17 protein-coding genes and 2 pseudogenes are annotated in these 20,171 nt (G+C 60.0%); 13 read left to right on the top strand and 6 right to left on the bottom strand.

Going from position 1 to position 20,171, the window contains the following annotated elements:
* Positions 1–355: 355 nt before the first annotated feature.
* Genes EMQ25_RS18095 through EMQ25_RS18090 form a run of 4 tightly spaced genes read left to right on the top strand, consistent with a single transcriptional unit; the run spans position 356 to position 5,664 of the window.
* The gene (locus EMQ25_RS18095) at positions 356–520 is read left to right on the top strand and encodes a hypothetical protein (protein WP_158626069.1); all 165 of its coding nucleotides are present in this window, start codon (positions 356–358) and stop codon (positions 518–520) included.
* Positions 520–4,860, top strand: coding sequence for an autotransporter outer membrane beta-barrel domain-containing protein (locus EMQ25_RS11695; RefSeq protein ID WP_127188773.1), 4,341 nt, complete (start codon positions 520–522; stop codon positions 4,858–4,860). The genes EMQ25_RS18095 and EMQ25_RS11695 overlap by 1 nt, the downstream gene beginning before the upstream one ends.
* A gap of 25 nt (positions 4,861–4,885) precedes the next feature.
* Entirely contained in the window at positions 4,886–5,464 is a 579-nt protein-coding gene (locus tag EMQ25_RS11690) for a hypothetical protein (RefSeq protein WP_127188772.1), read from the top strand.
* Positions 5,465–5,490: 26 nt separating this feature from the next.
* The gene (locus tag EMQ25_RS18090; RefSeq protein WP_158626068.1) at positions 5,491–5,664 is read left to right on the top strand and encodes a hypothetical protein; all 174 of its coding nucleotides are present in this window, start codon (positions 5,491–5,493) and stop codon (positions 5,662–5,664) included.
* Here EMQ25_RS18090 and EMQ25_RS11685 read toward each other — a convergent pair whose 3' ends face one another.
* Positions 5,665–5,958, bottom strand: a complete 294-nt coding sequence (locus tag EMQ25_RS11685) for a hypothetical protein (RefSeq protein ID WP_127188771.1) — start codon at positions 5,956–5,958, stop codon at positions 5,665–5,667.
* Between the two features lie 114 nt (positions 5,959–6,072).
* On the opposite strand from EMQ25_RS11685, the gene EMQ25_RS18500 reads away from it, so the two are divergent.
* Together EMQ25_RS18500 and EMQ25_RS18385 are read left to right on the top strand one after the other, a co-directional pair.
* Positions 6,073–6,195 carry an invasion associated locus B family protein gene (locus EMQ25_RS18500; RefSeq protein WP_280177637.1) on the top strand — a complete coding sequence of 41 codons (123 nt, stop codon included), beginning with the start codon at positions 6,073–6,075 and terminating at the stop codon, positions 6,193–6,195.
* Between the two features lie 3 nt (positions 6,196–6,198).
* Positions 6,199–6,525: an invasion associated locus B family protein gene (locus EMQ25_RS18385; protein WP_244606572.1), complete on the top strand. Its 327-nt coding sequence runs from the start codon at positions 6,199–6,201 to the stop codon at positions 6,523–6,525.
* A gap of 547 nt (positions 6,526–7,072) precedes the next feature.
* Here the strand turns inward: EMQ25_RS18385 and EMQ25_RS11675 are convergent.
* The 5 genes and pseudogenes from EMQ25_RS11675 to EMQ25_RS11655 all read right to left on the bottom strand — a co-directional run bounded on the left by EMQ25_RS11675 (position 7,073) and on the right by EMQ25_RS11655 (position 11,641).
* Positions 7,073–7,814: pseudogene (locus EMQ25_RS11675) on the bottom strand (IS5 family transposase).
* Between the two features lie 491 nt (positions 7,815–8,305).
* Positions 8,306–8,488: pseudogene (locus EMQ25_RS11670) on the bottom strand (integrase core domain-containing protein); the annotation flags it as partial.
* A gap of 288 nt (positions 8,489–8,776) precedes the next feature.
* Complete coding sequence (locus EMQ25_RS11665) at positions 8,777–9,595, bottom strand: hypothetical protein (RefSeq protein ID WP_127188770.1); 819 nt, start codon at positions 9,593–9,595, stop codon at positions 8,777–8,779.
* 487 nt (positions 9,596–10,082) lie between these two features.
* Positions 10,083–11,000: a non-homologous end-joining DNA ligase gene (gene ligD / locus EMQ25_RS11660; RefSeq protein ID WP_127188769.1), complete on the bottom strand. Its 918-nt coding sequence runs from the start codon at positions 10,998–11,000 to the stop codon at positions 10,083–10,085.
* Positions 11,001–11,284: 284 nt separating this feature from the next.
* Positions 11,285–11,641, bottom strand: coding sequence for an H-NS family nucleoid-associated regulatory protein (locus EMQ25_RS11655; protein ID WP_127188768.1), 357 nt, complete (start codon positions 11,639–11,641; stop codon positions 11,285–11,287).
* A gap of 72 nt (positions 11,642–11,713) precedes the next feature.
* Here EMQ25_RS11655 and EMQ25_RS11650 point away from each other — a divergent pair, with 72 nt between their 5' ends.
* The 7 genes from EMQ25_RS11650 to EMQ25_RS11615 all read left to right on the top strand — a co-directional run bounded on the left by EMQ25_RS11650 (position 11,714) and on the right by EMQ25_RS11615 (position 20,159).
* The gene (locus EMQ25_RS11650) at positions 11,714–13,054 is read left to right on the top strand and encodes a hypothetical protein (protein ID WP_127188767.1); all 1,341 of its coding nucleotides are present in this window, start codon (positions 11,714–11,716) and stop codon (positions 13,052–13,054) included.
* Positions 13,051–14,907, top strand: coding sequence for a hypothetical protein (locus EMQ25_RS11645; RefSeq protein ID WP_127188766.1), 1,857 nt, complete (start codon positions 13,051–13,053; stop codon positions 14,905–14,907). Before EMQ25_RS11650 ends, EMQ25_RS11645 begins: the two co-directional genes overlap by 4 nt.
* 1 nt (position 14,908) lies before the next feature.
* On the top strand, positions 14,909–16,261 hold the full coding sequence (locus tag EMQ25_RS11640; RefSeq protein WP_127188765.1) for a hypothetical protein: 1,353 nt from the start codon (positions 14,909–14,911) through the stop codon (positions 16,259–16,261).
* A gap of 408 nt (positions 16,262–16,669) precedes the next feature.
* Complete coding sequence (locus EMQ25_RS11635) at positions 16,670–17,233, top strand: hypothetical protein (protein ID WP_127188764.1); 564 nt, start codon at positions 16,670–16,672, stop codon at positions 17,231–17,233.
* Between the two features lie 779 nt (positions 17,234–18,012).
* Positions 18,013–18,507, top strand: a complete 495-nt coding sequence (locus EMQ25_RS11625) for a FecR family protein (protein WP_127188762.1) — start codon at positions 18,013–18,015, stop codon at positions 18,505–18,507.
* 102 nt (positions 18,508–18,609) lie between these two features.
* The gene (locus tag EMQ25_RS11620) at positions 18,610–19,419 is read left to right on the top strand and encodes a tyrosine-protein phosphatase (protein WP_192895662.1); all 810 of its coding nucleotides are present in this window, start codon (positions 18,610–18,612) and stop codon (positions 19,417–19,419) included.
* Positions 19,420–19,427: 8 nt separating this feature from the next.
* On the top strand, positions 19,428–20,159 hold the full coding sequence (locus EMQ25_RS11615; protein ID WP_127188761.1) for a polysaccharide biosynthesis/export family protein: 732 nt from the start codon (positions 19,428–19,430) through the stop codon (positions 20,157–20,159).
* Positions 20,160–20,171 lie beyond the last annotated feature (12 nt).

Below are 20,171 nucleotides of genomic sequence, written 5' to 3'. Positions count from 1 at the left end.
AATGAGCGCAGATGAGCACTCATGAGCGCACATGCAATGTTCCGGTGAATTAGCGGCCCCTTTACCATTGCGGCGATCCTGAAAGGTCCGTCCCGCGCCCCGGAAACGGGTCTGGTGCGGCGGCGCCTTTTCGGGCGCTTGGGACTGGTCGAGCGGGCACGCGGGGGACGGATGACAACCATCAGATTGACGGGAACGGCGCTCGACGCGCGGCAGCTTGAGGACGGCGTGCGCGCGGCATGGGCCGAGGCGCTAGCCGATCCACGGGCCAGGGCGCTTCTGGAAAGCGAGGGCGTCAAGGACGCCGACGCGATCGCCAGAGCGGTGATCGCGGTCGACATGGGCGGCGGAGACTATGCTGCCGACTGGGTTGGGCGATGCGCTCGTCAAGATCAGGGTCGCTATCGCGAGCGATGCGCTGCTCGAGCTTTTCTTTGAATTCGTGATGCCGAAGGTCAAGGAGCGATTTGGCGACAAGGCGGTCGGTCAAGGATCGGCGGAAAATGGGGACAATGTATAATGTTCTGTGCCGTCAGGAATGTGTCGTTTCGCTCGGGGTTCTCTGGCAGACTGCCGTCAAAGGGGTTGCTCGCCACCGGTGTCTCTATCGTTGCGCTCGTGCTCGGGGCCGGCTCTGCACTGGCCCAAAGCACGACAGAATGGACTGGGGCCATTTCTGGCAACTGGTTTGTGGACGGTAACTGGAATCCGGCAACCATACCTAGCGGGAATCCCGTTACGATCGATACGGGAATCCCGAACGGCGCCGTCATCGCGAGCGGTGATGCTTCCATAGAGAGTGTGATCATCGGCTCGGATAACGGCGGTGCCCTGAGCATTACAAACGGACGACGGCTGGATAGCACCCGGGCGAGCTATATCGGCGCTGAGGCGGGTACAGAGGGGCATGTAACCATCAGCGGACCTGGCTCCACATGGTGGAGCGAATCCTTTAGCGGGGCGGCTTTCTTTATCGGCGATCGTGGCCTCGGAAGAGTGACCATCGAGAACGGCGGCATGGCCTTCTCGACGCACGCTTTTCTTGGAAGGGAAGTCGATAGCGAAGGCCATGTCACGGTTACCGGCGAGTATTCCAAATGGGAGATTGGCAACAGTCCACTTGAGATCGGCGGGGATGGCAGTGGCTGGCTGACCGTGTCCGCCGGAGGAACCGTCGAGGTTCCAGGCGAACTAAGGGTCAACGGCGGCTCCTCGGTCGGCAATGGCACCGGTACCGGGCATGTTGAGATCACTGGACCGGCATCAAGTATTTCTTCTGGATTTGTCACAGTCGGCACGAGCCCGACGGGGGGGGCAGGACGGATAGAAATTCGGGACGGCGGCACCCTCGAAAGCGGAATAACATTCCCAGACGGACCGCGCCGGGTGGATATCGGGGGCAGCGGGGGGTTTCATGGTGAGGGCAGCGTGCTTGTCACGGGCAACGGCTCGTTACTGGAAACGAGTTCATTGCGCGTTGGCGCTGGCAATATCGCGGGCAATGGGACGCTAACCATCGCCGATAACGGGACGGTGAAAGCGACCAACCCTGTAATCATCGGAAATGGCGCCCGGGGCACAGTTAACATCGGCGGCGCGTTTGGCGAAGCCGCCGAGGCACCGGGGGCTCTCGAAAGCGCGACGGTGACGTTCTGGACATCCGGGGATCAACTGAACTTCAATCATAGGGCCTCGGACTATACCTTCGACTCGGCACTTAGGTCGCAGAGTGCTGCCGCCGGGAGGGTCAACGTACGCGCAGGCACGACGACCTATACGGGCGATGGCTCGGCCTTTACAGGCACGACCAATATTACGGGCGGCACGTTCAACGTCACCGACAGCCTTGGCGGCATCATCGAGGTTGGTATTGGCGGTGTGCTGGGCGGGACCGGAACGCTGGACGACGTAACCGTCGACAATGGCGGTATTCTTGCGCCGGGGGGCGCGGACGAGATTGGTGCCTTGACCATCGGCCTGTTGTCATTGGATCCGGGCGCGCAAATCCACTACCGCGTTGGCGAGCCGGGCACGGTGGACTCGCCAGGGACGAGCGACATGATCGAGGTCCTATCCGCTGTGTCGGTGTCAGGTTCGGAAGGCGATGTCGAAGTTCACCTGTTCGACGAAGGCGACGCCGGGATCGGGCACTACCGGCTGATGACTTACCTGACGTGGAACGGTGCCCTACCCGGTATCGCTACCCCCGGTATCGACGGGTACCTGGAGCGCAGGGCGGCTGGCGATGGGATACACGGGGCTCTGGATCTGGTGATTTCGAGCGGCACACCCGGCCCCGGTACTGATCCTGTCATAGGCGATCCGATGCTTCAGTATTGGCAGGATGCCGGGTCGACATGGACGAGTGCTGGAACCGACTGGCGCAATGACGGTGGCAATATTGATGTCGCCTGGGCCGGCAATCACGGCGTTTTCAATGGTTCCGGCGGGATGATCTCGGTCGAGGGTGCCCAGAGCTTCAGGGGGCTCCAGTTCGCCGACGATGGCTATACGCTGGGCGGCACGGGAACGCTGCAGACGGTGACGGGAGGTAGCGAACTGCGCGTGTTGGCTGGTGAGACTGCGACCATCGGCACAGTCATCTCCGGCCCCGGCGGGATCAACAAGACACAAACCGGCACGCTGATCCTGACCGGCTCAAATACCTATAAGGGCCCGACCACTATTGGTGCAGGTACGCTGGCATTGCAAGGCGCGGGCGATATCGCCGAAAGTGAGGCGTTGCGGTTCACAAGTGTGGGCGTACTCGACATATCCGGTGTTGGCGCGGGCGCTACTGAAATTGGAAATCTGTCGGGTGTTGCGGGATCCCGCATCGTTCTGGGCAATACTGATCTTGTTGTCAGGTCCGATGCAAGCGACGACATAAACTATGCCGGTGTCATCGAAGGTGCAGGAGCGCTCACAAAGGTGGGCAGCGGATGGCTAATTCTAACCGGCGAGAACACCTTTTCCGGATTGACGACGGTTTTGGGCGGTCGGCTCGTTCTCGGCGAAGGCGGTGCGGGCGGCTCGATCAGCGGGAACATGCTTGTTGAGAGCAATAGTCTTCTCACCTTTAACCGCTCGGACGACTGGACCTATGGTGGGGTTATTAGCGGCACCAACGGATTTCTAACCCATACTGGATCTGGCACCACTACCCTTACTGCCGACAGCGGAACTTTTGGAGGGTCGGTCGGTCTTCAGGTCGGAACCCTGCGTATCGCCGCCAGCGGCATTCTGAGCGGCAGCAGCATGACTGTGCAACCAGGTGCCACCGTCGGTGGCGGTGGCGAATTTGTCGGCAACGTCAATTTGTTCGGCCGCATCGCTCCTGGTGACGATACGCTTGGGACGCTCACTGTCACCGGCGATGTGAACTTCGGTGCGGATTCTGTCTTTGCGGCGCGTATCGCCTCGAACGGCGACAATGATGCGCTGGCGGTTACCGGCGAAGCAAACCTGGCGGGCAGTGTCAAGGTCACCGCCATCGACTCCCATGTCTCCTATGAGGATGGCCAGACCTACACCATCCTGACCGCCACAGATCCTCTGGTAGGCGAGTTTGCCGGTGCGACCATGCTCAACCAGTCGGCATTTTTGACGCCGACGCTGACGCATAATGCCGACAGCGTCGTGCTCACCATCGGCGTGACGGCGGACTTCGCCACGGTGGCGCAGACCTATAACCAGTTGCAGACCTCCTCGGCGCTGAACGGTCTCGAACAGGCCGGCGATGCTCTGACGGTCTTCAACGAAATCGCGATGCTCGATCCCGATCAGGCCCGCAGGGCATTCCATCTGACCTCGGGCGAGGTCCACGCTTCGGGCCAGCATGTGATCGAGAACACCTTCGCCCTGTTCAACCGCACGCTGCGCCAGCAGGGCACGGCCGGAATCGGTGGTCTCGGTGGCACTGGTGTCATCACTGCGCTGCTCAGCTATGCTGCACCCTCGCGGGCCGCTGTCGGTGTCGGCGCCTTTGACGACGCGACTTCCGCCTATGCGGACGGCCGCGTGGCCAATGCCTGGCTCGGCCCGCTGGGCGGGCGCGGCACCATAGATGGCGATGGCAATGCGACCTCACTCGACTGGTGGAACGCCGGGATCGCCGGCGGTTATGAAGGCCAGATCGATCTTGGCGCGGGCACTGGCTTTGCCGGTTTGGGCTTGGGCTATATCCGCAGCCACGGTTCGGTCGATGCGCGGCTTTCGAGCTTCGATGCCGATGGCTTCCATATCGGCGCCTATGGCGCATGGGAGGATGGGGCGTGGCGGCTTGCCGGCTCGCTGGCCTATGCAGCCAACCGCATCTCGACCGAGCGCAACGTTGTGTTCGGCGGGCTGAATCGCACGGCCGAGGCCGACTACTGGACCCATTCGCTCGGCTTTTCGGGCGAAGCCGCCTATGGCATCGACATGGGCAGCGGCACGACGCTCCTGCCGCTGTTTACCCTCGATGCGGGCTGGTCGGGTCATGGCGGGTTCACCGAGACCGGCGCTGGCGCGCTGAACCTCATCGCAGGTTCGGAAAGCTGGACGCGTCTCGACACCGGCGTCGGGATTGGCATCAGCCATGTCGTTCCCACCGAGACCGGGCGCGTAGTTCTCGAAGGCCGGGCCGTGTGGGAGCACGCCTTTGCCGATGTGGTGCCCAGCCAGTCGATGAACTTCGCGGGCAGTCCGACAGGCTTCGATGTCCGCGGCCCGGCCGCCAGCCGCGACCGGCTGCGCGTCGGCGCCGGTCTTGCCTGGGACGTCGCGCCCGACATGACCATTCGCGCCAACTATGACGGGCTGTTCTCCGGCGCGCAGTCCAGCCACACCGGCTCCATCGGCCTCAATGTCAGGTTCTGACCATTCCTTTGAAGGGGGATACGCAATGAAAAAAGTCTTGAAACATGGGCGGGCAATGCTCGCTGCAACGCTCTGCACCGCGCTTGCGGCCTGCCAGACCACCACCGGAACGCAGACGGCCATGAATGGTAGCAGCGGGGACCGCGCCTTTTGCGAGGAACGGCCTGTCGTCTGCGCCCTGATCGGCGCGGTGGTGATCGGTGGTGTCGTGGCCATTGCCGCCAACAGCAGCCGCGGTGGGGGCGGCGGCGCCTCCACGGGCGGTGGCACCGGAGGAACTGGGGGCACGGGCGGTCCGCCCTTATGCACACCTCCATCATGCTTCACCGCTTCCGACATCCGCCTCAAAAGCGATGTGCGTTTCGTCGAACAGCTCGAGAACGGCATCAATCTCTATGCCTTCCGTTACACCGGCGACGCGCGCGTGTTTGTGGGCGTGAACGCGGCGGAAATCCAAGCCGATGCGCGTTACGCGCATGCAATCATCGATCTGGGGAACGATCTTCTCGGCGTGGATTATCAGGCGCTCGGCCTCAGGATGATCAACGAGACGGAAATGCGCGCCGCCAGCGATGCGGCGATTGCGAGAGCCTTGGCCTCATAGGCCAGCGTGATCTTGCGGGAGGGGACATGGTGCGTATTCCGTCATTGGCCGCTATCGTGGTGCTTGCCTTGTTGCCAGCGCCGGCCTTTCCCCAGATGCAGGAGCTTTCTGGCCAGTGGAGCTGCCAGTATGGCTATGCCGAGTATACCGCGCAGGGCTATCTGCGCGGGCATTCGCATGAAGTCAACGCAGCCCTTTAATCAAATGGCGGCTTCGAGGCTTCGGAATACACTTCGAGCGGCACGGGCGTCGAAGGTTTTCAAGCCAAGGGCGAGTGGCTCTACCATCCTCAAAGCAACAAGATCGAGGCGCAGGGCTCGGGCATTCAGCAATCCGGGATGCACATGCCGTTTGCCTTCGGCGGTGTCGTCGCACCAGGCGGGCGAGGGTTTCAGACGAATGTCGAAATGCCCGACAGCACGGGGCGGTATGTGGCGCAGCGCCTGACCGTCCTTTGTCAGCGATAGGACCGGGCCGCTCTGGCCAATCATCAAGCCGCGGTCGAATAAAACACTGCAGGGAGGACCATATTTGATATCGTATCACAAACTGATCGGGGGAGCGGTTCTTCTCGGCATCCTCCTTCCGCTTCTGCGTTGGCGCAGGGATTGCCTGGCGGTGATAGCACGCTCAACGAAACCCATGGCGACTGGACCGTCGCCTGCTCGGCCGCCGCAGGACCCCCGCGCTGCGTCACGAGCCAGACCCAGGTCGGCGGCGAGAGCCGGTAGCGTGTGCTGACGGTCGAGTTGCGCGCAACCGAAGGAGATGCCGTCGGCGGTGTGCTTGTTCTGCCTTTCGGTCTTAATCTGGACGATGGCGTGAGCCTAGCCATAGACGACGCTGCCCCGTTCGGGAGTTTGCGTTTCTCCACATGCCTCCCGGTCGGCTGCCTTCTTCCGTTCGACTTCGATGCCAATGCCGTTGCCGCCATGCGCGCAGGAAACGCAATTGCGGTGCATGCGGCCGCTAGCGAAACCGGCCAGGAAGTTGCCTTGTCAATTTCGTTGGTCGGCTTTCCCTCTGCCCTTGCGAGGGTTGTGGCATTCGACGGGTCTTGATCACTCGATGGCTAGCTCAAGTCGTTATAGAGGTGCGAACGTGCGCTCAACTCTGCCTGAGTCACGCTGGAACACCCATTTGCATTCTTAGCGTACCCGCTGAACAAGGCCGGTCGACGAGGCGCACATCCAAGGCTCCACACTCGTCCTCGAGGATTTATGTCCTAGTTGGTGTCGCCAATACAAAGCAGTTCGTTTTGGCTGCAATGTACAGCTCTCATTCCGGCGGAAGATTCGATGTCTCGAATTAGACCGCCCCGCTTTGCTCGATAAAGAGCCACGTCAGCGGCTTTTATGGCCTCGCTACCCTGGTACTTTGGACCAAGGATGCAGACGTCCAATACAGCTCGCAGTGGCCGCTATAAAGGAACTTTGCGCGTACCAAAGACCGAGTGTCTGGGTGCCCGGCGGAGCATCTCGGTGATTACGATTGCTCCCGTCGCGTCGACATCAGGAGCCAGGACCGAAAATTCCTCTCACCCACACGCGCAGCCATGAATGGAAGTTGCTCATTGGCGCAACGCAGCAAAATAATTAAGTTCTCGGACTAGGCGTAGACACATAACTTCTGATCTACGGGCGTGCTGAGAAGCTTGAGCGCGGCGACAAAGTTGTCGGAGCGCTTGTCGTGCCGGGTCGCTAAACCTCTGACATTCTTGATTTTTCCGAAGAAGCGCTCGACGAGATTGCTATCTCGGTACAGGGACGCACTGAACGGGAACGCCTGTTCTCGGTTGATCTTGGCGGGGATGTTGGCAACGGCAATAGCTGATTGGATGCGTGCCCGGATGCCGTCTGTGTCATAGCCTTTGTCGGCAAGCAGGATCGTGTCCTGGCTCAGCAAGTCCAAAAAAGCTTCAGCGTTGACGCAGTCGCTGCTCTGACCTCTCTTAGAGGTGAAGTCGGACAGGTCTGCCTTCGGCGTCAACCAGCGCGTGGATTTTGGTCGTCAAACCACCCCGGGAACGTCCCATGCAGCGATTCGGGTCCCCCTTCCTGGGGTCGCACCATGGTGATGCACCCTAACACACGAACTATCGATCATCTGAAGATCGCCCTCGAAAGCCGCAGACACCGTTTAGTTAGTCGATCCCCAACCCCAGCCTTCGCCAGCGTACAGATCGATTGTAGCAGGTCGTGTAAGGGCCGTAGCGTTCAGGAATATCGGCCCGGGGAGAGCCCGTGTGAAAGCGCCACAAGATGCCGTTGATCACGCGACGATCGTCAGCGCGGCGAACACCACGGCTCTCCACTACTGGATGAAAGTAGGTAGAGAGTAGGTAATAGATTTAGTACAGAATAGGCAAGATAGGGCGGCGTATAGAGAGTAGTGAATGTAGAATAATTTATAGAGAGTAAAGAAAAGAGAAAGGAATAGAGAGTAAGGTAGAGAGAGTAAGTTGTGTCGGAGAGAGGAAGGGGGGTAGGAGAGTCGGCCCTCTCGGGCGATATTAGGATAAAGTGCAAAGGCCGTGGTTCTTGCAGCGCTTCGGGCCTCTTCGGCGCCCCATGAACGGCATCTCCCATAGCGTTTTGGCAGAGGCAGCTATTGGTCTACCCCTCGGGCCAAATCCAGGTCGCAGCACCCTCCGCTATGCGTCGAGGAGACAGCGGAGGAGATCGGCGGTTATCGCCATTGACCGATCCGCGATCTCTCCAGGCTCCATCATGGCGATTGACCTGAGACCCCAATCTCTTCCGGTTTGAGGGAGAGTCCTAGGTTTCGTTGACGTGAGACCCGATTTTGGACCGCCCGGCTGGAGCATTTTCGGGCTGAAGCTCACGGCGTATAGGATGCGCCGGAGCCATTCATGAGCGATATCCGCGGCTTGTTGCCGATGGCCCTGTGAGGACGAACCTCGTTGTAGCCTCGAGGCCAATGCTCCATCTTCCGGCGGGCGTCGTCAAGCGTCAGGAACCAGTGGGTGTTCAGGCATTCCGCCCGGAACTTGCCATTGAAGGCTCACCATCGATCTGCCAGAAGTCCAGATACCGACGATGAAGGGTCTGGCATGCTCGATCATGCCGGTATTTGCCAAGGTCTCGCAAGATGCTCAAGGGTGATGCTGAGGAAGCGGGGGCTGAACGCCGGCAAAGCGCCCAAGCATCGTTATCTATACAATTGCCGGAGCGGCGTGCGCTCGACGTTGGCCCCCTATAACGTCGAGCTTAGGGGTGGGGAATCGGCAGTTAGCCGCTCCTGACACCTTCGAAGCCGGCAGGGCTAGAAGCCAAGAGCAGCTCAAAGGGCTCAGGGAGTGGATCCACCGAACTCAAGGCGCAAATCTTCGACCCGCTTCTGAAACTCCAAAGCTTCCTCAATCACCATCTGAAGTCGTTCGACCGAGGCCGCCGGGGCCTTTTCAGCAAGCAAAGCATCCCGACGCGCAAGGAGACGCTGAATGCGTTCGCTCTCGTCCGGCAGCGACGGCATGGCAGGATCCGCCATCCTGACGACTATCTCTATCTGAGGATCAGCAAGGCGGTCTGCAATAGCGGCATGATCAATCTGGTATTGCTCGTGGTCAAGCGGTGCAGGGACAGAAGTGATCTCGCTGACGATCGCTTGAACGGCCGCTGCTATGGCGGCGGTGTCGCCATCATCGATGAGGTGGTAGAGGTTCCAGAACATACCCGTCAACAGATTGGGATTAACGTCTGGATCGTTGGCGAAATAGGGCTCGGAGTGTACCTCAAAAAGCTGAGACATGACGTTCACTGTGCTGCGTGGATAGCGCAGCCGCAAGTTGACTTTGGCGAAGTCGATAAATGGCATCATGGTACAGCCGACACCGCACGCGAAGACGTTAGGAGGGCGTTGAGGACCCTCGTGCAGACGCAATTCCATCTGCTCAACGGCGAAGTAGGCATAGTCGACGACGGTGTCGTGGTCTCGGAGGCTCAGCAGCTGGGCCCCGGCGGTAACTAGGCGATAACACTCAGCGACTGCCTCGCTCAACGCAAACGTCGTCCCGCTGGTGATCCGATTATAACGCGACAGAGCGTCGCGCGCTGACCAAGTAATTTCTCGGACTAGAGATTTATTTCGGATGGTTGATATTTTGTTCATCAGAATTTCTCCTATTAAATATTGCGGATTCAGACTAATGGAGAACTAAATCTAGGCAACACTGCAACTCACGTGATGGTCACGATGATAAGGCAGACTCAAGGCAGAAAAGTTGGGTAGGACACGGAGAGAGGGCGAGTGTAATAGTAAGTGACTTGGTTGGTGGGGTTGCGTGATTGCTGGGCGTCTTGAAGAGATATAGGCGCAAGTCCGCATCTGCTCTTGTTAGCAGTTGGCCTACACCTACAGCGTTCGGGTGTTGCCGCAGACTTTGCGTCACCTGCTCGGCACCGAAGAATGCCGAGCCGAATCTGGCGACACGTTCCAAGGCTGCGTGTGCAAAGCGAGAGAGCTCGCCGATGCCTGTTCGGGCGAGCGGGCGCGCCGGTCTAGTGCGGCAGCTCGTGCTGGCACGGAGTACTGGGCTTTAAAGCGACGATGAGGTGTGAGTACGAAGCGCTGCGGTGCGGACAAGCACCCTAGCCAGTCAGTGCCGTGGAACCTCGCAGCAGATTTCCGCGATAGGCTTGTCTGAGCGGAGACCGAGGAAGGTCGGCTGGCGCACAATGCCGTGGTTAGAGAATTCCTGAAACTGGATCTCGGCAACGAGGTGCGGCGAGACAGGCAGGAAGGGCGGCGTTCGTCCCCCGTCCTGAAGCGCCTCCCCAAGACCCAGTGCCCTGAGCTCATCAGCGAGTTCGAGCCGTTGGGCCTTCGTAAAGCCGGTGCCGACACTGCCGCGGCAAGTGAGCCGACCCGCATCCAGGGTGCCGATAACAAGGGACCGGAGCTCACCAGTTCGCATGTCGGGGCGCCAGCCAAGGACAATGAACTCCTGCCGTACCAGGCACTTGATCTTGCGCCAGGTGGGCAGGCGTTGACCGGCGCCATAGGTGCTGTCGACCCGTTTGGCCACAACCCCCTCCCAAGCGTTCGCGCGGGCAAAATCAAGCAGCGCCGTGCCATCATTGCTTTGCGGGACCAGCCGAAGCACCGGCGGCGCATCATGACAGACTTCCTCGAGTATCGTTCGCCGGTCGTTCAAGGACAGGTGCAGCGTGGATTGCCCATGCACGGCCAGTACATCGAAGGCCATGAAGTGCAGGTCGCCATTGCCGTCGAGGCGGCTGCACAAGGTGGTGTAATTGGGCCGGTTCTCCTCATCGAACGCGACGATTTCACCATCGAGACAGAGTCCCGAGAACGCCCATCCCTCCAGTGCGGTCGCAAGCTTGGCAAACCGGGCGGTCCAGTCCAACCCCGTGCGGGTGAAGATTCTGGCGCCATGGCCATTGAGATGCAGCTGACCCCTGTAGCCGTCATATTTGAGCTCATAGCGCCAGTCATCGCCATGGGGGAGATGTCGCGATGGCGTGAGGAGTTGGGGGCAGATGAAGTCTCGCATGAAGCACCTCCGTTTGAAGGTGCTTCTGGTCGAGCGCTGCGAAATTGCTAGTGCGTGAAGAGCCGGCAAGGTCCAATTACCCCGAGCCCCTCCTTTGAAGGGGGAGTCTCGCGGGCGGCAGCTATTCCCAGGATGGCCGCGTATTCACTGCTTCTCGGTGATCTCAATCTACAGCAAGCGCTATCAGCACGCGATGACCATTTTTATTATTTAAAATCAATCATTTAGCATTCAGCAGGGAAGCAGGCTTCTTGGTTCTGTTTCAATCCAGGATGAATGTGGTTTCAAGTTGCAGTCTGATCGGGCCCGCTATTAGTGCGTCGGATCAGGAAGTCCTCAAGCCGCAAACCCGTCTCTCGCATCTCCTCGTCGAGCCAACGCGCCAGCTTGCCGCGCCCCGACCAAGTCAAATGTGGATGCTTTCGACTTTGGTATTTGGGAGCAGGCGGCCTGCGTTTTTTCGGGGCTTCGAGAGTGCCCGGATCGGGCACCTTCACGCCCAGGGTCTGGAGCTCGGCCATAAGCTCGGCCGCCCGTCGCAGATCCTTGTCCAGGTCATGTTGCAGCAACGAGAGGAGCTCGGTTTTCGCCGGCAGCGGAAGCGTGCCGAATAGCTTCCGGATCTCACGGTAATTATTCATCGCTGCACCCCTTGACGCATTTTAGCGATACACCATATCCAGATTGGATGAATTTTAAGGAATTGCGTTAATATGGAAGAGCAGCTGGAGCTCATTATTACGAACGGTGACCTCCTGCGGCCAACGCGTCCTTCTGAGGTTATTCGTCGGGGCCAGGAATTCGCGCCGACGCCAGCTGAAGCGGCCCCCGCTAATGCCGCACCTCCCAAGGCTATCCTACCCCAGGCCGGGCTTCCAGAATACGAATTCACGTTTGGTGGTCCCGCACTGCACCAGTACTGGAGAGCGATGAAGGTCCTCTCCAAGTATGACCCTGTTGTCATCATGCAGGTGTATCCCCTCAGTGCGCTTATAACTCTGTATGCCCAAGACCAATCGGCACATACGTGGGAGTATAAAGCCACTTGTAATAATGTTCCAGCGGAAGGTTTAGCCATCGCGTTCTCCTGGAATATGCTCGCGAGCATAGCTTCGCTAGAAACGCTTTTCACGATGACGGTGAATTTTACGCACAAGACGCTGAAAGCCGAGCAAGGGGGGCGGCGTCGCGCGTGCCGGCTTCTGGACATACCAAAGTCTCCGCTCCTCAGCCTGCAGGGCCTAAAGGTCATCGATGAGTCGACGGCCGAGAGCGGCTGCCGAGCAACGCTGGTCCAAGCGCTGAAGTGGCTGCCATGCGATGGCTCCGAGCGCGACATCGCGATCATTGGGAACGGCGCTGTCCATGCTCGCTCCCAGACCGGACGTATCGTTGCCAAAAATCCAGGGCTTTCCGACAAGCTGCATCAGATTGCCGGCAGCAGCTTGCCGAGCGTAATCGCCGCATTACCGTTTTTCCCGGCCCCGGCAATGCTGGTTGCTGCCGATGGCGCTTATCTTTTGGCCGCAGACGGGCACATGATGGCCTGGAACGCGCCAGATAAGGCAGCTGATGTTGCCCTCTATCTTCAGCGCATCTCCTCACCGATGATCGTTCGGGCGGATCGAGAGGAAATTCGTCGGACGCTGGAGATTTTCAGTGTTGGCTATCGCACGGGCGCGGAGGAACAAATCGGCTTTCGCCTCTCGAGCGACACTGAGGGTCCGGTCCTCGATCTTGAGGTCAACCATCGGCCGGATGTGGTTTGCGAACACCGACTGCGCGTGGACATTCCGGAGGCGCCGCACCCCCTGCCGGGCATCTTCTTTGTAAGCTTCGATCATCTTCAGCTGATGCTGCAGGGCGTTGAAGAGCCGACCCTCGCCTTGGAGCTCAAGCTGACCCGGGGTGTCGTCACGCTTGTGGGATTGGCCGGTGCCAACGTGGACTACTTAACCGAAGCGACCAACGGGCAGGCTTCCTCGAAGAAGCCGCGGTCGCGGTCGCGGTCACGTCCTTCGTCGCAGAGACGCGATGCAGGAGCAACGACATGACGCCGGGGCCCCGGACATTCGACGATATCGTCGGCCAGCAGGCAGCCGTTCTACGCCTCAAATCGGTGTTGACGGAGCAAAGTCGTCCCGCCCTGCTGGTCATAAGCGGCCCTCCCGGTACAGGGAAGACCAGCCTCGCTCAACTTGCCGCCAAGAGCTGGCTATGTGACGAGCGCCGCGTCGACCTATCGCCGTGTGGATCCTGTAAAAATTGTCACGGTGTGGACCAGAGGACGCTAGGCAGTTTCCTCTTTATCAACGCTGCGGATGACGGCAGGGTCGAGACGATTGGTGATGCGGTGAGCCTGCTGAAGCGCGAGCGCCATGGTGTGGTGGTTATCGATGATGCAGCAGGGATGCAGGTGCAGCCCATCAAGATGATCGAGGGTGCGGCCGATGCGTTGGGACCCGCCGGCATGATTATATTGACCTGCAACAGCTTCGGCGATCTTACCCACCGCCACTTAGGGTTGCTTTGGCGATTTACCAACATCGTGCTGCGAAGCGTCGGTGACGCAGAGCTCGCACCGTGGCTAAGGCAGCGCGCCTCAGAAGCGCGCATGCACCTGGCTGACCAGCATGTCGGCTTGATCCTTGAGGCCGCCTCGGGAGCGGCTGGGCATGCGCTGCGCCTGCTTTATGAGCTTCGTGCGATTGCGGGGTATGAGGAAATGTCGCTTGAGGCGTTGCGCAGCGCACTCGACCTGCCGCAAGGGCAAGTTGCGCTGCAAGCCCTGATCGAGGGGCGAGCCTCGAAGGAGGTCCTTAATCTCTTGATAGGCCGATCGTCTCCGGAAGAGGTGCGCCGCGAAGTAGAGGATCTGTTCGGCCGTGCGCTCCGTGCGCTCCTGTCAGAGCAACCGCATGATCCTCATGCGGCGATGCTATCCGATGCGATCGTGCGTTCGGCAAAACATCGCCGCAGAAACGCCGTGCAAACCGGCCAGGATCTTGTGCGCATCTGGAGGCAACAAAGAGTCCCGATGTCGCCTGCCCAGCTCACTGCGGCGGTCAGCGAGACTAGCGACCGCATAGGCAGCGCGATGCTGCTGCCAGGCCCCTTCATCCGTACCAGCCCGACAATTCGGTTAGAGAAACAGCCAGGGCAACCGGGTGGGGGTGAGCGCTATCTCGGCTACAAGAAGCAGTTTCGCCCGCTCGTCAGGTACATGACGGCCGGCGTTCAGGTGGCGGGCGTGCCCGTCTCGTTTGCGCTTGAGATCGACCACGGCCGCAACCCGGAAGGGGCCAGCCAACGCCTTTCGGAGCTCACACATGGTCTCGCCATGTTCCTGCGGAAGCGTCGGCGCCAAGTGCCTGGATGGGTTTACCTTCATCGCTATCGCCAGGGTACGCCTCAAACGCTCCTCGGGGTCATGATCACCCCGAGGGATCACGAACTGGTCGCCAGTTGGCTTGACCGAAAACTTGGCGCGAGGGATATGCTAAGCGCCTGTCACGAGCCGAGCGACAAGCGGCGCATGGCCTTTCAGGCCAAGATCATCCGTGACTTTGCCACTTCGCTCGATCCACGCATGAAAGTCGAAACAGGTTTCGGCCCGCCTTGCGCCATCACCGAGCTGCTCGGGGTGCGAAAAGGCGCAATGGAGCCGCTAGGTCCCCAGTTCAGTCGGCGCGCTATCGGCATGGGTGGAGGGTTTGACCGCCATGTCCAGCTGCTCGCCGACCAGCGGGGGCAAGGGGTGATCGACTGGCTCCGTGAAGGACGCTGGTCCACGCTCGAGGACCCGTGGGAGCTAGCAACCTGGCGAGATTGGGAGAACGCGACCATCATCGGGCATAAGCCCTTCAACCGTGCCGCTCCACCGGCACCTCGGTTTACTGGGAGTTGACATGAGCACGAACGGACCAATCGGCCCCAAGCCTGATCTCAACCATGACGCTCAGGAGCTCGAAGATGACGAAGACCTGGATTTCAATCAGCTTGTTGAGCATCCCGGGTCCGAATTTTCAGATGATTTCGGGGTGCTTCAGTTTCCCCACGATGATGCGCTGCAAACGGAGCCCGAGGTGTCGCCGCCGGGTGAGCAGGAGCACGTCTTTCTGGTTGACGCCAACAAGCTCCGCAAGGCGCTCGCGCTCGCCACGATTGTCGCGGGTAGAAAAAACCAGCCGCATACTGTCACCCTGATCAAGGCAGACCGCGCCGACCAAAAGCAGGACGGTCTATTGATCGAGTCGCGAAGTCTGGCGGGCATGTGTCGACTGCACGTCCCGACAAGCACGTCCGGGATCCGAACCCAAGGCCCTTTCCGGGACGCTCGGTTTAGAGTCGACGCTCAATTGCTTGACAGCCTCCTGGGGGTAGCAAAGACAGCACGGGTCCATTTCCGCCTTCGTATGGACCGCCAGCGGCTCACCCTGGTGATTGATGAGCGCGTTCGGCCTGTGGCCATAATGAAAGATGATGCACCGCGTATCGCCAAGGGAGAGACGGCGCCAGATCCTGTGCCGTTCGATCTGGAGCTTTTCCAGGAGATCGCGACCTATTTGTCTCTGTTTGTGCCTATGGACGAGGCTTCCCAGTTCGGATTGCGAGCGACCTTTTCGGCGGCCCGGTGCATAGCGGGAACGAATTCGGCTATTGGGTTTGCACTGGATGTCCCTTGGCATTCGGGCGATTGGAGCATCTCGTCCGCGTCGCTGCTCTTGGTCTCGCGAGCGGCACTAAAGCTCGAGCGGGAGGTGCGCCTGTTTCAGGTCGGGACGATGCGCGTTCTTGAGGATAGTGCCGGGCAAATTTCGGTCCCCTGCGTCGCCGACCACTCCCCGTCACGCGAAGAACTATTGGCGAAAGCACAAGCAGGGTTTCAATTCCTGGTTGTCCGCTCGCACGTCCGCAGGGCTCTCGAGGCGCTTCGCCTGGCCAGCGACAACCCGGTCATGGTCAAACTTGTGCTCCCTCCCGACACGCCAGGTCATAAAGACATCGTGCTCTCGGTGCAGACGCCTGATGGGCATGAATGGGTCGAAACGGTGGACGGGAAGTATATCGATGTCTCGGATCACGCGGCGTTGGCGACTGGATGGTCGGGCAGTATCGAACTCCTGACCTTGCTCAAGGTGATCACTCACTTTGGCTCAGCCAATGTCGCTATATCATGGCGAGAGAACGTCCTTCTCATCACGGACGAACTAATGGTGGCCTCGGGGATCACCGTGCGGAGTGCCTTTGCGACACAATAGGCGTTCAGCTGGCCGAGGCGCCGCGACCGAAAACTATGGACAGAACGGGTTGGAGGGGAGCGTGCGGTGGAGCAGTCCTGATGGCATCGACATTGCCAACATCCATGTCGCCTGGACGTGGCAATGGCGTGTCCAGCTTGTCGCGCGACTAAGACGTCAAGGCTAAAGGTTGACACAGACGCGATCGAGCGTCGCGCACCACCTTTTCCGCTTCCGCGTCCACGGCAACCTTGCAATGTGCAGCAATCGTGGAAATCCGATCTGCAAGGTCAATGAGGCGCCGCGTCCGCAACGAAACCCTTTTGCTGTAGTGGGAATGCTTGCGCTGCGTTAGATGCTTGCATTTCGCAAGGTGCTCGCGTTTTTCAATAGGGCGGTCACGTTCGTCTTTGGGGGAGGATCAAGCCAGTGGAGTTCGCAATCCTGCTCCTTGCCATCATCGTGGTAGGGGTCCTGGCCATCGTCATGCAGACGCGTAGCCGGAGGTCCGGGGCAGGCGAAGTTCGTGCCACCCCGACACTCCAGCCGGCACGCCAAGCCAAGGTCGAGAAGGACGAAAAGCTTGCGCCCTATGCCGCCCGTCTTGGCCCTCGCGGCAGTGTTGACCTTGACGCCGACGCGGTGAGCGCCCTCTTTGATCCCGTCCGAGCAGACCTTGCTCTGCACACCCATGCGGCTGCGGCGGCTCAGACTGTGGCTGCCGAGTATCGAGAAACCGGTCAGCTGTCCGCTAATGCAAAGGCTGGTCTCGAGCGTGCAGTTGCCGATGCGGATGGCAGCCGCTGCCGGGCTGAGGCCCTGCTTGGGACGATCACATTCACGCAAGATACCGGGCGCTTCCGATATGTTAAGCTGATCGAGCAGATTGCCCGTGCGGAGCACGACATACGGGAGGCTTTGGCTGGCCTTGAGACGGCTCAGATGGAGCGCGAGCGTCGTAAAGCCGACCGCGAGCGGAAACACAGCAGATAGCGCAGACCCGGCCCGGCATTGATGTGGCGACCGACTGCTCGCCCCAAAAACGCGTGCGCCAAGAAATGCCGCCGGCACAGGATGGCAAATTTGGCGCGGGACACCCTTGCGGGCGTGCAGGCGACCGGGTGTCCTTGCAGAGATGTACCCATTCCATGGTGTCGTGGTTGCATGATCCATTCGCTGGTCGGAACGCTTGGTGCTCGTGCCAACCCGATCCCCTTCAGACAGCATCCAAGACAGAGTGTCCGCCAAGCCCATAACCCCTGTCATCATGAGGGTCGATCGAAGTCTATTGTAGATGGTCCTCTTAAGCAGTAATATTCAGTGCGCACATGTTCGCGGAGATTGCTGTGAGCTATGTCAAAATCAGGTTGCCGCGCGGCATTTTGAAAGTGAAGCGGAGCCATCAACTGCGTCGGCGGGAGCGTGATCGGCAGGTTCCCGTCTGGCGGGTGGGCAGCGTCTATATTGTCTGGTCTCCCAATGCGGAGACGTCGCGAAGAGACGCAGAATAGGGCCTGCCCTGAGACCGCATCGGTCATGGCGTCCGTTGCGCGCGTCCGGCCGTTAAGAGTGCCTGCCGCGCACGCTTGTGATGGATATTTGAGCAACGTGCCCACGATCTGGTGAGCTGACCCTGCCGGAGGCCGCTATTTGGGCAACAGTCGCCAGACTATCTTCCCGTGGGAGCGCATCGCGACTTGATCGAGAGGTCTCCATCCCCTATCGTCAGTTCAATATTTGCAGTGAGCCGGTAACGGGGCGAGAGTATTAAGATGTTCCTAAAGAACCTGGTCGCGTGGCCGAGTCTGGCCATCATTTTGGTTGCGCCTCTAGGTGTCGCCGTGCCGTCAGTTGCAATGGCTCAAGGCGATTGCGCCTGTATCCTTTCGCCGTCGGCTTCCGGTGCACTTGGCGCGATTTCCGAGGCGAACGGAGAGATTTTTGTCACCGGAGCCTCTGGGCTTGTGGCCGGCGGGGTCGGCAGCTCAATCAGCGCTGGGGACGTGATCTCGACCGGAGCCACCTCGCGCGCCTCGCTTTCATTCAGTGGTGGCTGCGCCATCGCGATGGGCCCCTCGTCGACAGTGACAATTTCGCCGGCAGGCGAGAATCTTTGCGTGCGGGTCATTGAAGATACCCTCACCGTCGGAGATCAAGGTGCGGGCGGGGGCGGCGACATGACGCCCGCTCTGCTGGCCGCAGGCGGCGCTGCCGGTGCGGCGCTCGTTGTTGTGGGCCTCGGACAGAGCGATTCTGTCAGTCGATAGGTTTCACGCGGAAGCGCATTCGGAGACGTGATCTGGGGGGTGACCAGCGAAGGAGCCCTGCGCTGAGTGTAAGGCAGGTGATTTTGATGGTTCAGCAGGCCGATGATTGACCTGCACTGCCACTTGCTGCCGGGCATTGATGACGGATCCCCAGACCTCGAGACGTCGCTCGAGATGGCCCGGATGGCGGTTGCCGATGGCATCACCCATATCGCCTGCACGCCTCATGTCATGCCGGGCGTTTACGACAATACGGCCGCAGACATCGCCAGGCTGACGGAAGATTTAGCGCTGCTCCTCGAGGAGCAGAACGTGCCCCTCACGATCTGCATTGGCGCCGATGTGCACATGGCGCCGGACCTGCCGCAGAAACTGGCGGACGGGCAGGTGCCGGCGCTGAACGGCTCACGCTATTTCTTGCTGGAGCCGCCGCATCATGTCGCGCCGCCTGGGTTGCGCGCCTTGGTCAAGACCTTGGTGGGACGTGGACAGGTGCCGATTGTTACCCATCCTGAGCGGCTGGGCTGGATTGAATCCCATTACGGCTTGATGGCTGGCCTGGTTACCGATGGGGCGCTGATTCAGTTAACGGCAGGCTCGATTACGGGTGGATTTGGCCGGCGTGCCAGACGACTAGCCGAACGGATGCTTGAAGATGGTCTGGTTGATATCGTCGCGAGCGACGCACACAATGTTTCGGGGCGCCCACCGATATTGTCATGGGCGCGCGACGTGCTCATAGATCGGCTGGGAGAAGAGGCGGCCATGGACATGGTCCTGCATCGCCCGGCAGCGATCTTGCAGGATCAGCCTTTTGAGCGAGCGTCCAGGCCAAAATTGTTGCAAAGTAACAGCACAACGGCCCGACCTCTCGCCGGGCTTAAGGACTGGATCGGAAACTTTCGGAAGTGAACGGCAGGATGAAACGCTCTCGACTCAGCATCTGGACAATTGCCGCACTGCTTGCCCTCGCAGGTTGCTCTTCGGCCAATATCCGCAGCGCCGGATATGCTGCATCGACCGCGGGCGACTTGAACGAGGGGGCTGGTTCGCTCCAGGTCGTCGATGCTTTGCCGCAACCGCTCGGGCAGGGCGGCGACGCCGGCCAAGTGGTACGGGTGGGCGATCTGATCAAGGTCGATGTGTTTGGCGTTGATGAGCTCGACACCGAGGTCCAGGTCAGCGCCAATGGCGACATCTCGCTCCCGCTCATCGGCTCCGTGATGGCTGCTGGCAAGACGGGCGCAGCTCTCTCGAACGAGATTGAACAGCGGTATGGCGCAAGTTATCTGCAGAATCCGGAAGTGGCCCTCACACTGCAGCAGACGGTGACGCTTGACGGTGAATTCAACAGGGCAGGGTCTTATCCGGTGAGCGGCAGCACGACGCTGGTGCGAGCGATTGCCTCGGCTGGAAATTTCACCGCTATTGGCGATCCGGCCACTGTCTTTGTCTATCGTTCAGTTAATGGACAGGACTATGTGGCCCAGTACAACGTCGAAAGTATTCGCGCTGGCCGGCAGCCGGACATGCGGGTCTATGGCGGCGATGTCGTCGTGGCCTTCCCTTCGGGGATGAAGGTTTTGGGGAGTACCCTGCGGGAAAGCCTGGGCCTGGCCCGCAGTGCGACGGGTTTGACTGGACTGCTTTAGGGTGCTTGGAGA

This window comes from Arsenicitalea aurantiaca, assembly GCF_003994485.1.
Taxonomy (GTDB): domain Bacteria; phylum Pseudomonadota; class Alphaproteobacteria; order Rhizobiales; family Devosiaceae; genus Arsenicitalea; species Arsenicitalea aurantiaca.
This window is presented reverse-complemented; position numbering and strand designations above follow the sequence as displayed.

What these genes read in the sequence shown, in the direction of transcription:
- EMQ25_RS18095 (WP_158626069.1), top strand. Translation starts at nt 356, where the DNA reads ATGCTGCCGACTGGGTTGGGCGATGCGCTCGTCAAGATCAGGGTCGCT.
- EMQ25_RS11695 (WP_127188773.1), top strand. Translation starts at nt 520, where the DNA reads ATGTTCTGTGCCGTCAGGAATGTGTCGTTTCGCTCGGGGTTCTCTGGC.
- EMQ25_RS11690 (WP_127188772.1), top strand. Translation starts at nt 4,886, where the DNA reads ATGAAAAAAGTCTTGAAACATGGGCGGGCAATGCTCGCTGCAACGCTC.
- EMQ25_RS18090 (WP_158626068.1), top strand. Translation starts at nt 5,491, where the DNA reads ATGGTGCGTATTCCGTCATTGGCCGCTATCGTGGTGCTTGCCTTGTTG.
- EMQ25_RS11665 (WP_127188770.1), bottom strand. Translation starts at nt 9,595, where the DNA reads ATGAACAAAATATCAACCATCCGAAATAAATCTCTAGTCCGAGAAATT.
- ligD (WP_127188769.1), bottom strand. Translation starts at nt 11,000, where the DNA reads ATGCGAGACTTCATCTGCCCCCAACTCCTCACGCCATCGCGACATCTC.
- EMQ25_RS11655 (WP_127188768.1), bottom strand. Translation starts at nt 11,641, where the DNA reads ATGAATAATTACCGTGAGATCCGGAAGCTATTCGGCACGCTTCCGCTG.
- EMQ25_RS11650 (WP_127188767.1), top strand. Translation starts at nt 11,714, where the DNA reads ATGGAAGAGCAGCTGGAGCTCATTATTACGAACGGTGACCTCCTGCGG.
- EMQ25_RS11645 (WP_127188766.1), top strand. Translation starts at nt 13,051, where the DNA reads ATGACGCCGGGGCCCCGGACATTCGACGATATCGTCGGCCAGCAGGCA.
- EMQ25_RS11640 (WP_127188765.1), top strand. Translation starts at nt 14,909, where the DNA reads ATGAGCACGAACGGACCAATCGGCCCCAAGCCTGATCTCAACCATGAC.
- EMQ25_RS11625 (WP_127188762.1), top strand. Translation starts at nt 18,013, where the DNA reads ATGTTCCTAAAGAACCTGGTCGCGTGGCCGAGTCTGGCCATCATTTTG.
- EMQ25_RS11620 (WP_192895662.1), top strand. Translation starts at nt 18,610, where the DNA reads ATGATTGACCTGCACTGCCACTTGCTGCCGGGCATTGATGACGGATCC.
- EMQ25_RS11615 (WP_127188761.1), top strand. Translation starts at nt 19,428, where the DNA reads ATGAAACGCTCTCGACTCAGCATCTGGACAATTGCCGCACTGCTTGCC.